We start from the raw sequence: 13,005 nt of genomic DNA, 5'->3' as shown, positions 1-13,005 counted from the left end.
AAACAATCACTGTCACACAAAACCCTGCAGGAACAAGCACGATTACACCAGCTGCATTTAAACTAAAAACAGACACGACTGTCAAAGGTACTTTCACTGGTAGTGTGAAAACTGTAGCCCTGAAAGTTGGAGATACTGTTTATAGTAAAGTAAACGTGGTAGATGCGACAAACTGGCAGTATTATGCAAAAGATAAGATTAAGAATACAACCGACGCCGTTTCCATCATTGGTTATGACAGCACAGGTACTCAAATTGTATCTGCCCCTGTGACCGTGAACCCAGAAAATACAGCTACGCTAACAACAGACACGTATGCACTAGGTACTGACAATGCGACAGGAACTTACACAGGCCCTGTGAAATATGTTGCCGTGAAGGTCAATGACACAACGTACAGCCGAGTACCAGTAAATGCAGATGGTAGCTACAAATATTACATCAAAGATAAAGTGAAGAGCAAAGACGACGTCGTGACTGTCCTTGGTTATGACGATGCGAACACGGTTATTATACAAAAAGTAGTGACGATCGATCCAGGTGTAGCACCAACGCTTACAACTGATGACTTCGTTATCGATACAACTAGATTTGTCACAGGTAAGTTTACAGGCGGCGTGAAATACGTTGGTCTTAAAGTAGGCGACACTGTATATGACAGAGTTCCAGTGAGCACAGACGGAACGTATCAATACTATGCCAAAGATAAAATTAAAGACACCACAACAACCGTAATGGTTCTTGGCTATGATGCAGCAAATGCACTAGCAATACAAACAGAAGTAACAGTTAAATAGATTTCAGGTAAACACAAAGTATTCCACCTTTTTAATAAATGATAGTGAGTCATATAAGACGGAGGCGAGCATGACTTATTTGCCTAAATAGAAAAAATACGTATCGAAAATCTAAAATTAGATTTTCGATACGTATTTTCTATTTAGAGAACCTTTTATCTCAAACTAGTTCTTTGGCTCATTTTATTACTCCGTTTTACTTGCAACTTTTTTCTTCATTCTGGCTTTGTCGCGTTCTAATATCGGTTTCAGGTATTTGCCTGTATAGGATTTAGTGACTTTTGCGACTTGCTCTGGCGTTCCTTTTGCAATGATTTGCCCGCCACCATCGCCGCCTTCAGGGCCTAGATCAATGATGTGATCAGCCTGTTTGATGACATCTAAGTTATGCTCAATAACGAGAACCGTATCTCCATTATCGTCTACGAGTCGTTGTAGTACTTTCAGTAGCCTCGCAATATCGTCTGCATGTAAACCAGTTGTCGGCTCATCCAAAATATAGAACGACTTACCGTTACTCCGTTTGTGTAGTTCAGATGCGAGCTTCACGCGTTGGGCTTCTCCACCTGATAAAGTCGTCGCTGGCTGACCTAAACGAATATAGCCTAACCCAACATCTACAATAGTCTGGAGTTTCCGGCTAATCCGAGGAAGGTTTTTGAAAAACTCTAAGCCTTCTTCCACGGTCATATTTAATACTTCTGCGATGTTTTTCCCTTTGAAGCGAATATCTAATGTTTCACTGTTATATCGTTTACCATGGCAAATTTCACACGGTACATAGACGTCTGGCAGGAAATGCATCTCGATCTTGATAATTCCATCGCCCTTACAAGCCTCACAACGTCCGCCCTTTACGTTGAAGCTAAAGCGACCTTTTTTATAGCCACGAATTTTCGCTTCGTTTGTGGAGGCAAAAAGATCACGAATATCATCAAAAACACCGGTATATGTGGCCGGATTGGAACGTGGTGTGCGCCCAATTGGAGATTGATCAATATCGATAATCTTCTCTAGGTTCTCCATACCTTTAATTTCTTTGTGTTCTCCTGGTTTAGCGTGAGCACGGTTAAGGTGTCGAGATAAAGCTTTTCGTAACACTTCATTAACAAGCGAACTCTTCCCAGAACCGGAAACCCCAGTGACACATGTAAACGTACTTAGCGGGATTACGGCGCTAACATTTTTGAGATTATTAGCTTTGGCTCCGATGACTTCTAACTTATTACCATTTCCCTTGCGTCGTTCTGTTGGGATAGGAATAAACTTCTTACCGGATAGATAGTCTCCTGTTATCGAATTCTTATTGTTGCGGACTTCTTCAGGCGTTCCAGCTGCAACGACTTGGCCTCCATGTTCGCCTGCACCGGGACCGATATCAATTAAATAATCCGCTGCCAGCATCGTGTCCTCATCATGCTCGACAACAATAAGTGTGTTTCCGATATCTCGCATACTTTGAAGGGTATGAACAAGACGATCATTATCCCGCTGATGCAAACCAATCGATGGCTCATCCAGTATATAAAGGACTCCTGTTAAACGAGAACCGATTTGGGTTGCTAGTCGAATCCGCTGAGCTTCCCCACCTGATAGCGTTCCAGCGGCGCGACTAAGTGTTAAATAGTCCAGCCCGACATTCTTTAGGAAACCTAACCTTTGCCTCACCTCTTTTAAAATTGGTTTCGCAATTTGGGTTTCCTTTTCTGATAAAGTAACCTCATCGAAAAACGCCAGTGCCTCGATAATCGAAAAATTACTTACTTCGCCAAGATGCGTCTTATTGATCTTAACCGCAAGCGCCTCTTCTTTCAGACGGTATCCTTTACACGATGGGCATGGCAAATCAGTCATGTACTGCGCCATCTGTTCTCTCGTGAAATCAGAGCTTGTTTCGCGATAACGGCGTTCCACATTTGGAATGATACCTTCAAATGGAATATTAGTTTCGCGAGTCATGCCAAAATCATTTTTATATTCAAAATAGAATTCCTTGCCGCTCGAGCCGTTTAAAATAATGCTTAAGTGTTCTTCTGGCAAGTCTTCTAGCGGTGTATCCATATCAATGTTAAATTCTGTACAAGCCGCTGCTAGCATTTTGGGATAGTATTGGGAACTGATCGGTTTCCAAGGTATGATAGCTCCTTCATTTAGCGAGAGACTCATATCAGGAATAACTGTATCGATATCTACTTCTAGTTTTGTCCCAAGTCCATCACATGTTGGACAAGCACCAAATGGGCTGTTGAACGAGAACATTCTTGGTTCTAGCTCGCCTACTGAAAAGCCGCAATATGGACAGGCGTAGTGTTCGCTAAATAAGAGTTCTTTATCACCGATAACATCCACGACGGCATATCCATCTGCCAGCCTTAATGCTGACTCAATCGAATCGAAAAGACGGGAAGTAACACCTTCTTTTACAACGATGCGGTCGATGACGATATCGATAGAATGCTTTTTATTTTTTTTCAAGTTCGATTTCGTCGCCGATATCATACATTTCACCGTCAATACGAACGCGGACATAGCCTTCTTTTTTTATACCTTCTAGTGTCTTTTTGTGAGCACCTTTTTTGCCTGAGATGATTGGCGCTAAGATTTGAATGCGTGTCTTGTCTGGTAATTCCAACACGCGATCCACCATCTGTTCAATCGTCTGTGAGGTAATCTCAATGCCATGATTCGGACAGATTGGATGGCCTACACGTGCGTACATCAAACGTAGATAATCATGAATTTCGGTGACAGTACCAACCGTAGAACGCGGATTTCGACTCGTTGTTTTTTGGTCAATCGAAATCGCTGGGGATAACCCTTCTATTAAGTCAACATCTGGCTTATCCATCTGACCTAAAAATTGGCGCGCATAGGAAGATAAGGATTCCACATAACGACGCTGACCTTCGGCGTATATCGTATCAAAAGCAAGCGAGGATTTTCCCGAACCAGATAAACCAGTCATAACAACCAGTTTATCACGCGGTATTTCGACATTAATATTTTTTAAATTGTTAGCTCTAGCGCCTTGTATCACAATTTTATCTTTTTCCAACTACAATCATCCTTCCGCTTTTAACTCGAGTAATGTATCGCGAAGTTGTGCCGCACGTTCAAAATCGAGTGCTTTTGCTGCATCTTTCATCTCGTGTTCCAACTCTTCAATGAAGGCAAGCCGTTCTTTCTTATTCATCTTGCTAAGATCTTTCAGATGCTCGGCTTCTCTTTCCTCAGCAGCCGTAGTCGCAGCAATAACGCCACGCACGTCTTTTATAATTGTTTGCGGTGTAATGCCATGTTCGATATTATATGCCTCTTGAATCTCCCGACGACGCGACGTTTCACTGATTGCGAATTTCATGGAGTCGGTCATTTTATCAGCATACATAATGACTCTACCATTTTGGTTACGCGCAGCTCGGCCAATTGTCTGTACCAAAGAACGTTCCGAACGTAGGAATCCTTCTTTATCGGCATCCAAAATGGCCACAAGTGAAACTTCTGGAATATCAATTCCTTCTCGCAACAAGTTGATCCCTACAAGGACATCGTATACACCTAGGCGCAAATCGCGAATAATCTCAATTCGCTCTAATGTTTTTATTTCGGAATGTAAATACTGGACTTTAATTCCGGTCTCTTTCAGATAATCCGTTAAGTCCTCCGACATTTTCTTAGTCAGTGTCGTAATTAAAACGCGCTCATTCTTCTTAATGCGATCATTAATTTCATCGATTAAATCATCAATTTGGCCTTCAATTGGACGAATATCAATAATTGGATCCAGTAGCCCCGTGGGACGAATGATCTGTTGGATAACATCTGGATTACGCTCTAATTCATATGGTCCTGGCGTAGCTGAAATGTACATAATCTGGTTCACATGTTTCTCGAATTCTTCCAATCGTAACGGACGATTATCTAGTGCGGATGGCAAACGGAAACCATGATCTACCAGCATTTGTTTACGCGCTTGGTCTCCGTTGTACATTCCACGAATTTGCGGCATCGTTACATGTGACTCATCGATGACAATTTGGAAATCATCTGGGAAAAAGTCCAGCAACGTATATGGTGTAGAGCCTGCTTCTCGCAAAGATAAATGGCGTGAATAATTCTCTACTCCAGAGCAGTAACCCATCTCTTCCATCATCTCAATATCATAATTCGTACGTTGTTCAAGACGTTGTGCTTCTAGTAATTTATTATCAGCACGCAACACTTTCAAGCGAGCTTCCAATTCTGCCTTGATATTCACAATCGCCTTCTGCATAATATCTGGTCGCGTCACAAAGTGGGAAGCTGGGAAAATGGAAACATGGTCGCGTTCCCCAATGATTTCACCTGTTAACGCGTCTACTTCCCGGATCCGTTCAATCTCATCTCCGAAAAATTCAACCCGCATACAGTGCTCATCACGAGATGCCGGAAAAATTTCAACAACATCCCCGCGAACCCGAAAACGACCGCGTTGAAAATCAATATCGTTGCGATCATACTGTATTTCTACTAAATCACGCAATAATTGATCGCGACTAATCTCCATTCCTGGTCGTAGTGAAACCAGCATTGCGCCGTATTCCTCTGGTGAACCCAAGCCATAAATACAAGACACACTGGCAATAATAATCACATCCCGGCGTTCGAATAAAGATGCCGTTGCCGAATGTCGTAATTTATCAATTTCATCGTTGACACTGGAATCCTTCTCAATAAATGTATCTGTCTGTGGTACGTAGGCTTCCGGTTGATAGTAATCATAGTAACTCACAAAATACTCCACTGCATTATCTGGAAAAAATTCTTTAAACTCACTATATAATTGCCCTGCTAACGTCTTATTATGTGCAATGACAAGCGTAGGCTTATTCACTTCTTGAATCACATTAGAAACCGTAAAAGTCTTCCCTGTCCCCGTTGCACCAAGCAAGGTTTGATGCTTAATACCACTATTTAAACCAGCCACTAATTTCTCAATGGCTTTCGGCTGATCGCCTTGTGGTGTGTACTTCGAAACTAGTTGAAATGTATCCTTCACCTTTTCCCCTCCTTTAGCAAAACGAAAGCGAGCCTAGGCAAATCCCAGACTCATTACTTACACTTATTCTACCATAATTGTTCGAAAACCACCAGTAAAAAGCGAAAATACGTTCGCATTTATATCACGAATATATCTTCGCTTTCTTTACTACCATTCCTTGTCTGCTTGACGCAATCTAGCAAGCATATGTGTCGCTAAAAAGAACCCAATTGTCATCGAAATGGCGTCAATGAATATAAGCACCATGTGTTTGTAAAGCCTAAGCGAGCAGAGACGGCGATTAAGATGACGGTCAGCCCTAACCCAACAAAGCGGTGGTATGTTATTCGAGACAAAATAATGACCAACAACCCAGGAAAAATAAACGCCGAAATTAGCTGATCCCACATAGGCTTCGCACTCCCTTTTAATTATCTTCTTTTAGAACGCGTGCTTTGATTTCAGTTGTTAATGCTGGTAAGTCAGTTTTTTCAATCCCTTTTTCAGCGAGAAGATCTGGTAGGATTTCGCGGAGGAAATACTGAACGCAATTCATTTCGCGGAATTGGTAGATCGTTTCTAAAGCCTCACTATATATTTTAGTGAATGTTGGCTCTGGATTGCCTTTTTGAATTTCGCCGAATGATTCGTACAGCAAATCAACTTTATCTGCTACAGCGAGAATGCGACCTTCTAACGTGTCATCTTTTCCCTCTTTCAGCAGTACATGATAAATTGCTTGGAACTCCGTTGGGATTTCGTTATCAATAAAATTTCGTGTCATCGTTTCCTCGACCTCGGATAACATTTCGCGAAGCTCGGATGTCGCATATTTAACCGGCGTTTTGATATCCCCGATGAACAGTTCTGGGTAATCATGATTCAGTGCTTTTTCGTATAGAGCACGCCAATTAACCGCTTGTCCCGCCTGTTCTTCTACATTGCCTAAGAACTGTGCTACTTGTGTCACTTTGAAGGAATGTTCGGCGACGGAGTGCTCTTGGTATTTGAACTTTCCTGGACAGCGATAAATATTCTCTAAATCTGATAAACTGCGAAAATATTGATGAATTCCCATTTCACTTCACTCCTCATTGTTCTTCTTGTTTTTTGTTATCCGGATGCGTATTTTCTACTTCTCTCATGATCAACGCGGAGCTAAAGCCAAGCAATGCAATAATAGCCGCGGAATATTGTCTGAAATTGTCTGCTGCAAAAATATAAATAAGCCCCATAAAAATAAGTGTTGTCAAAATACCCCAGGTAAATAGTTTATGTCCACGCGCCGCGCCTACTTTCATCACTGAGTAAATGCCGACATAACAAACGGCTTGGATCAGGATAAACTGGACAATGGAGATAATAATGACGGAAGTTAAATCGTTGTTGAACATGATAGCCATGACAGAGACGGCGAGTAGGGCGATAATACCCAAAATAACGATGACTTTTTTGCTACTTGATAATTGTTTCATGTTCTTCCCCCAAATGGCGTTCTTTTTTAACTAGTATAACGAGGATGGCGATTGATAGCAACCTAAAACACTTGATAAGCCTTGATGGAATGCGCTTTATCCTCAACACAATAAAAACAAGAAGCCAACCGCGCTTCTTGTTTTTATCGGGCTATTTTATTGCTTTTTCTTCTTTACTCCGGAACAAAATAGAAAGTCCGAGGATCGTGACAATAATGGTAGCTCCCATATCCGCCATGATAGCCATCCAGAGAGTTAGGTAGCCCATTACTGCTAGCAATAACGCTATAATTTTGAGACCTAATGCGAAAGCGATGTTAAATCCAACGACAGCTCGAACTCTTTTGGCGATTTTTACCGTAATTGGTAATTTGCCAAGATGATCTTGCATCAAGACAATATCCGCCACCTCAATAGCGCTGTCTGTTCCTTTTCCCATCGCGATGCCAAGATCTGCTGTTGCGAGAGCTGGGGAATCGTTTATACCATCGCCAACCATTGCGATACTCCCATTTTGATCGTGTAGTTGTTGAATTTTAGTAAGTTTATCTTCTGGCAGTAGACCAGCATAGTAGCTGTCGATTCCGATTTCTTTCGCTACTTTCTCGGCTGTTTTTTCATGATCTCCGGTCAACATGATAATGTTTGTCATACCTTCTTCATGCAACTGGCTTACAAGTTGTTTACTTTCTTTGCGCAAGGCGTCTCGAATTCCAAAAATCCCTAAAACCGCTGTTTCAGAGGCTGTAACGACAACCGTGTAGCCTTCATTTTTCAACTTGTCCACGTCTTGCTTCGATTGCGCTGTCCAGCTTGCGTCTGGAATTTGTTGTTCATTTCCTAAGAAGTACTGCTTCCCTTCAAAAGTGCCGCGCAATCCTTTTCCGCCGATTGTAGTTAAATCCGTCATTTCAGGGAATGTAGTTTGGTGCTTCGTCACATAAACCATTACAGCGGCTGCAATTGGATGTCCAGAGCTTTGTTCCATCATTCCTGAAATTTGGAAAAATTTTGCATCATCATAGACAACCTCTCTTGCTACGACTGGTTTCCCCTCAGTCAAAGTTCCCGTTTTGTCAAAAGCGATCTGTTTTGTTTTTGCCAATTGTTCTAGGAAAACGCCACCTTTAATCAAGACACCGTTCTTAGCACTGCGCGTAATTCCAGATACGATGGCGACTGGCGAAGAAAGAATGAGCGCGCATGGACAACCGATAATCAATACGGCCAGTCCTTCGTATACCCAATAGCTCCACACACCATTGAAGAAAAGTGGCGGCACGATCGTTACAAGTACGGCAAATAGCATAATGATGGGCGTATAGTATTTCGCAAATTTATCGATGAACAGTTCCGTCGGTGTTTTCGTTTCTTGCGCTTCTTCTACAAGATGCAAAATTTTCGCTAAAGACGAATCTGCATAAATCGCTGTAATTTGCGCTTTTAATGTTCCTTCGTTATTGACTGATCCGCCAAATAAGGCATCACCGATCTGCTTTTCTACCGGCATTGATTCACCCGTAATTGCCGCTTCGTTCACCGAGCTTTTCCCTTCGACAATCATTGCGTCAGACGGCACTTTATCACCCGCTTTAATGAGGACGATATCGCCAAGTTGTAATTCATTAATTGGCACTTCGACAGTAACGCCATCTTTTAAAATGTTCGCGGTTTTTGGCACGACTTTCAATAACGCAGCCATCGATTTGCGCGCTTGGCGCATCCCGAATCCTTCTAAATACTCATTTATACCGAAGAGAATCGCGACAACCGTTCCTTCGCGCCAGTCTCCGATAGTGAATGCTCCAACGAGTGCGACGGTCATCAATGTATCAATATTAAATTTCAAACGGAATAAATTTTTCAAACCTTTAAAGAATGTTTGGTATCCACTAAGTGCTGCCGCTACAAAATAAATACTGAATGCGCCCCAAACCGGAATATTTTTTTTCCGTCAAAAAAGCAACAAAGAACAGAATTGTCGAAATTGCGATTTGAATAATCAGCTTCCTATCGCCGTGGTCATGATTGTGATCGTGCTCTCCATCTGGTTTCACGACAGAAACACCTTCTTGTTGTAGGATTTTCTCCACATCTGCCATTACCATCTTATCAGAAATCACCATTTTTCCAGAGTTGTAAAGTACCTTGGCATCTTTTCCGTGTTTTAACTTCTGCATTTCCGATTCCATTTCTTGGGCACAGTGCGCGCATGAGAGCCCGCTTAGTTTGAATTCAGCCATTGTTCGTTCCTTCCTTCTGCATTTAATGATGTTCCACGTGCCGGATTGTTTGAGATAACAACTCTAAAACGTGATTATCATCTTGCGTGTAATAGATCGTTGTACCTTCGCGTCTTGATTTGACAAGTCTTAAATTTTTTAAAAAGCGTAATTGATGGGAAACTGTCGTCTGATTGAAACCCAGCGTCCGTGCAATGTCATTCACCGAATACTCCTGGTCCTGCACCAAATTCAATATCTGAACCCGTGTCGGATCTGCCAATGCTTTAAAAATTTGTGTTACACCAAAAAGCGTTTCTTCGCCTAATAATTGTTTGCTTTGTTCCATCACCTATCACTCCAATTCTAGTATATGCCCACATATACATATAATGATCCAAAAAGAGGAACTTAGCAAGGTTTAACTAGGATGATTTTCAATATATGTTTATATACACATATATTAATACATGTTGGTCAAAATTGCAAGCATTTCCTTCTTTTTCAGCTATTATGTACAAAATAAGCTTATTTATGTAAAAAAAGAGCTCAATTGGCAAAATCATGATATAATTTACACAAAGGAGTGATAGCATGCCAGATTTAAGCGGACGATTGACAGTTTTAAGGGAGAAACAAGGCTGGTCGAAAGCCGAAACAGCAAGACGGCTCGGACTAAAGGCCCCTTCTACATATGGTAATTGGGAGTACGGTATCAGGGAGCCAGATTTGGATACGGTTCGCCATATTGCAACATTATTCGATGTTTCTGTAGATTATTTAATTGGCCAAAATAGCGAACCTTCGTATAAACCAGTCACCACAAAAGAGAAGAACGATATTGCCAAACGGATCGAAAAGATAATCGAGGACTTACGCTACGAAGAACATCAACATTTAAACGGGGAATATTTGCAAGAAGAAACAAGCGAGTTTTTGATGGATTCGCTCGAATTCACATTAAAACAAGCTCGGAAATTAAATAGTTAACGGATAAAGGACTCTATCACAATATGCGGTAGAGTCCTTTTAACTAGGTATCAATGATTCAATTCTTCAATTTCGCCACTCTTCAAGTACACAATCCATTCACAAACGTTAGTCACATAGTCACCAATTCGCTCTAGGTATTGGGCAACAAGGAGCAGATACGAAATTTCCTCTAGATGATCGGGATCCTCTTGCATAAAATGAATGCATTTCGTATAAATGACACGTTGGAGTTTATCAACCTCATTGTCACGTGTCGCAATTTCACGGGCAGCTTCTTCATCTTCCGCCAAATATGCTTTTAACACATCATGCACCATAATTTTAACGATATCTCCCATCTCTTGGATCTCCGGAATCGGCTTCACAACTTTGCTACGACCAACTAAAATCGTTGTTTTCGCAATGCTTACTGCATGATCCCCAATCCGCTCCAGATCTGAGCTTGCTTTTAGAACTGTTACAATTTTGCGAAGGTCTATGCCTACTGGTTGCTGCAGCGCAATTAATTCGAAAGAGCGCTGTTCTAATGCCAACTCCATGTTATTGATGGAACGATCGCTCACGATGACATTCTCCGCTAGCTCCTGATCCCGATTCACAAGTGACTTCACCGCTTTATAAATCGCTTCATTGACTAACATTCCCATCTCAAGTAAATGTTGATGTAGCTCGTTTAGCTGCTCATTAAAAATTTTTCTAACTGGCATATGCTTCGCTCCTTATCCGAATCTTCCTGAAATATAGTCTTGCGTTTTTTGTTCCGCTGGATTGGTAAAAATAGTTGTTGTGTCAGTGAATTCAATGATTTCGCCATTGAGGAAAAATGCTGTCTCATCGGAAATACGTGATGCTTGTTGCATATTATGCGTGACGATAACGATCGTATAATCTTTCTTCAGCTCCAAAATGAGGTTCTCCATCTTGGCTGTAGAAATTGGGTCAAGCGCGGAAGTCGGCTCATCCATGAGGATAACTTCTGGTTGGACCGCCAAAACGCGAGCGATACAGAGGCGTTGCTGTTGCCCACCAGACATGCCGAGTGCAGACTTGTGTAAACGATCATGCACCTCATCCCAAAGTGCGGCTTGTCTTAAGCTACGTTCGACGATTTCATCTAGTTTTTTCTTATTTTTGACGCCATGTGTTCTTGGTCCATAAGCCACATTGTCATAGATCGAAAATGGAAACGGGTTCGGTTGTTGGAAAACCATCCCGACTTTTTTGCGCAAATTGACTGTGTCGATTTTGGAGCTTTGAATGTTTTCGTTGGCAACTTTGATCTCGCCTTTGATTGTGACGTTTGGAATCAAGTCGTTCATTCGATTCAATGTACGGAGAAAAGTTGATTTCCCACATCCAGATGGTCCTATAAGCGCCGTCACACGATTTTTTTTTAAAGTTTAGGTTTATCTTATTCAGCGCTTGTTTTTGGCCGTAGAACAGGTCTACGTCTCTCGTTTCGATGACGAATTCCGTGTCAGTTATTGTTGACATTTGGGTGGCTCCTTTCCTTGAAGAAAAATATTTTGAAAAAGGTGAACGGGCTGTTTACGCTTTTCATGTGATCCAGCTTCAACAGCCAGCCTCTCGGAATTTTCGTGGCCTCCGCAAAAACCAAGAACGGGTTTTCACTGCGCCCTCTAACAAATTCTGTCGAGACTAAGCGGGCTGTTTACGCTTTTCATTATCCAAAATTGCCCGAAATATAATCCTGCGTCTGCTTGTTCGATGGATTCGTAAATAGCGTCGTTGTATCGGTCACTTCGACTACTTTTCCAAGATAGAAAAATGCTGTGTGATCAGATACCCGCGCGGCTTGTTGCATATTGTGCGTCACGATAATAATCGTGTATTTTTTCTTTAGCTCGTGTATCAAATCCTCGATCTTACTCGTTGAAATCGGATCAAGCGCGGAGGCAGGTTCGTCTAACAACAAAACTTCTGGCTGCATCGCAATTGCCCTAGCGATACAGAGACGCTGTTGCTGCCCACCAGATAAGGATAGGGCGCTTTTGCCTAGATCATCTTTGACTTCATCCCAAAGCGCGGCGCTACGCAGACTTTTTTCCACGCGTTCCGCAAGCTCGGCTTTACTTTTCATACCATGACGTTTTAAGCTGAAAGCAATGTTTTCAAAAATCGATTTGGTGAACGGATTCGGTTTTTGGAAGACCATCCCGATTTCTTTTCGGACATTGTACAGGTCGACTTCTTTGCGGTTAATATTGATACCGTTATACAAGATTTCGCCTTCCATCCGGCAGCCATCGATTTCATCATTCATTCGGTTGAGCGCGCGGAGATAGGTCGATTTCCCACAGCCAGATGGACCGATTAAAGCCGTGACTTGGTTTTCATGAAATTCTAAATCGACGCCTTGAATCGCGTGATTGTCGCCATAATAGACGTGCAAATCATTCGTTGCCATTGCGGGCGCGCTTGCTGTTACGATTTTTTTATCTTGATTTATCGCGAAAGACATATTTGTCGTTGCCATC

At 42.0% G+C, this 13,005-nt stretch carries 10 protein-coding genes and 3 pseudogenes; 2 read left to right on the top strand and 11 right to left on the bottom strand.

The genetic code is table 11. The annotated features are described in order from the left end of the window. Positions 1 to 797, top strand: a 797-nt coding sequence (locus PGRAN_RS16735; protein ID WP_036065706.1) for an immunoglobulin-like domain-containing protein, incomplete at its 5' end; no start/stop codon positions are given. Between the two features lie 186 nt (positions 798 to 983). Here the strand turns inward: PGRAN_RS16735 and uvrA are convergent. The 8 genes and pseudogenes from uvrA to PGRAN_RS05215 form a co-directional block, all read right to left on the bottom strand. Next, positions 984 to 3,852: pseudogene (gene uvrA, locus PGRAN_RS05240) on the bottom strand (excinuclease ABC subunit UvrA). A gap of 6 nt (positions 3,853 to 3,858) precedes the next feature. Further along, positions 3,859 to 5,835, bottom strand: a complete 1,977-nt coding sequence (gene uvrB / locus PGRAN_RS05235; RefSeq protein ID WP_036065704.1) for an excinuclease ABC subunit UvrB — start codon at positions 5,833 to 5,835, stop codon at positions 3,859 to 3,861. A gap of 150 nt (positions 5,836 to 5,985) precedes the next feature. Continuing rightward, a pseudogene (locus tag PGRAN_RS16200) lies at positions 5,986 to 6,227 on the bottom strand (DUF2198 family protein). A gap of 17 nt (positions 6,228 to 6,244) precedes the next feature. Continuing rightward, a complete protein-coding gene (locus PGRAN_RS05230) occupies positions 6,245 to 6,895 on the bottom strand; it encodes an HD domain-containing protein (protein ID WP_036065703.1) in 651 nt (216 codons plus the stop codon). 13 nt (positions 6,896 to 6,908) lie between these two features. Then, positions 6,909 to 7,292: a hypothetical protein gene (locus PGRAN_RS05225; RefSeq protein WP_036065701.1), complete on the bottom strand. Its 384-nt coding sequence runs from the start codon at positions 7,290 to 7,292 to the stop codon at positions 6,909 to 6,911. A 151-nt stretch (positions 7,293 to 7,443) separates the two neighbouring features. Then, positions 7,444 to 9,141 carry a heavy metal translocating P-type ATPase gene (locus PGRAN_RS05220; RefSeq protein ID WP_338151705.1) on the bottom strand — a complete coding sequence of 566 codons (1,698 nt, stop codon included), beginning with the start codon at positions 9,139 to 9,141 and terminating at the stop codon, positions 7,444 to 7,446. A gap of 43 nt (positions 9,142 to 9,184) precedes the next feature. Continuing rightward, entirely contained in the window at positions 9,185 to 9,535 is a 351-nt protein-coding gene (locus PGRAN_RS17620; protein ID WP_338151704.1) for a hypothetical protein, read from the bottom strand. A 22-nt stretch (positions 9,536 to 9,557) separates the two neighbouring features. Next, the gene (locus PGRAN_RS05215) at positions 9,558 to 9,863 is read right to left on the bottom strand and encodes an ArsR/SmtB family transcription factor (RefSeq protein ID WP_036065698.1); all 306 of its coding nucleotides are present in this window, start codon (positions 9,861 to 9,863) and stop codon (positions 9,558 to 9,560) included. Between the two features lie 245 nt (positions 9,864 to 10,108). Between PGRAN_RS05215 and PGRAN_RS05210 the strand changes: the two genes are divergently transcribed. Continuing rightward, a complete protein-coding gene (locus PGRAN_RS05210; RefSeq protein ID WP_036065695.1) occupies positions 10,109 to 10,504 on the top strand; it encodes a helix-turn-helix domain-containing protein in 396 nt (131 codons plus the stop codon). A 50-nt stretch (positions 10,505 to 10,554) separates the two neighbouring features. On the opposite strand, the gene phoU is transcribed toward PGRAN_RS05210, so the two are convergent. From phoU to pstB (PGRAN_RS05195), 3 genes and pseudogenes are all read right to left on the bottom strand, one after another. Next, positions 10,555 to 11,214 carry a phosphate signaling complex protein PhoU gene (phoU, locus tag PGRAN_RS05205; protein WP_036065693.1) on the bottom strand — a complete coding sequence of 220 codons (660 nt, stop codon included), beginning with the start codon at positions 11,212 to 11,214 and terminating at the stop codon, positions 10,555 to 10,557. 12 nt (positions 11,215 to 11,226) lie between these two features. Beyond that, positions 11,227 to 12,001: pseudogene (gene pstB, locus PGRAN_RS05200) on the bottom strand (phosphate ABC transporter ATP-binding protein PstB). 190 nt (positions 12,002 to 12,191) lie between these two features. Next, a complete protein-coding gene (gene pstB / locus PGRAN_RS05195) occupies positions 12,192 to 12,989 on the bottom strand; it encodes a phosphate ABC transporter ATP-binding protein PstB (protein ID WP_065427901.1) in 798 nt (265 codons plus the stop codon). Positions 12,990 to 13,005: the final 16 nt, after the last annotated feature.

The organism is Listeria grandensis FSL F6-0971, assembly GCF_000525835.1.
GTDB lineage: Bacteria > Bacillota > Bacilli > Lactobacillales > Listeriaceae > Listeria_A > Listeria_A grandensis.
Note: the sequence above shows the minus strand (reverse complement) of the source record. Positions and strands in the feature narration are given on the sequence as shown.

Bases quoted from the DNA above. Each gene is read 5' to 3' on its own strand.
- PGRAN_RS05230 (WP_036065703.1), bottom strand. From the start codon at position 6,895: ATGGGAATTCATCAATATTTTCGCAGTTTATCAGATTTAGAGAATATT.
- PGRAN_RS05225 (WP_036065701.1), bottom strand. From the start codon at position 7,292: ATGAAACAATTATCAAGTAGCAAAAAAGTCATCGTTATTTTGGGTATT.
- PGRAN_RS17620 (WP_338151704.1), bottom strand. From the start codon at position 9,535: ATGGCTGAATTCAAACTAAGCGGGCTCTCATGCGCGCACTGTGCCCAA.
- PGRAN_RS05215 (WP_036065698.1), bottom strand. From the start codon at position 9,863: ATGGAACAAAGCAAACAATTATTAGGCGAAGAAACGCTTTTTGGTGTA.
- PGRAN_RS05210 (WP_036065695.1), top strand. From the start codon at position 10,109: ATGCCAGATTTAAGCGGACGATTGACAGTTTTAAGGGAGAAACAAGGC.
- phoU (WP_036065693.1), bottom strand. From the start codon at position 11,214: ATGCCAGTTAGAAAAATTTTTAATGAGCAGCTAAACGAGCTACATCAA.
- pstB (WP_065427901.1), bottom strand. From the start codon at position 12,989: ATGTCTTTCGCGATAAATCAAGATAAAAAAATCGTAACAGCAAGCGCG.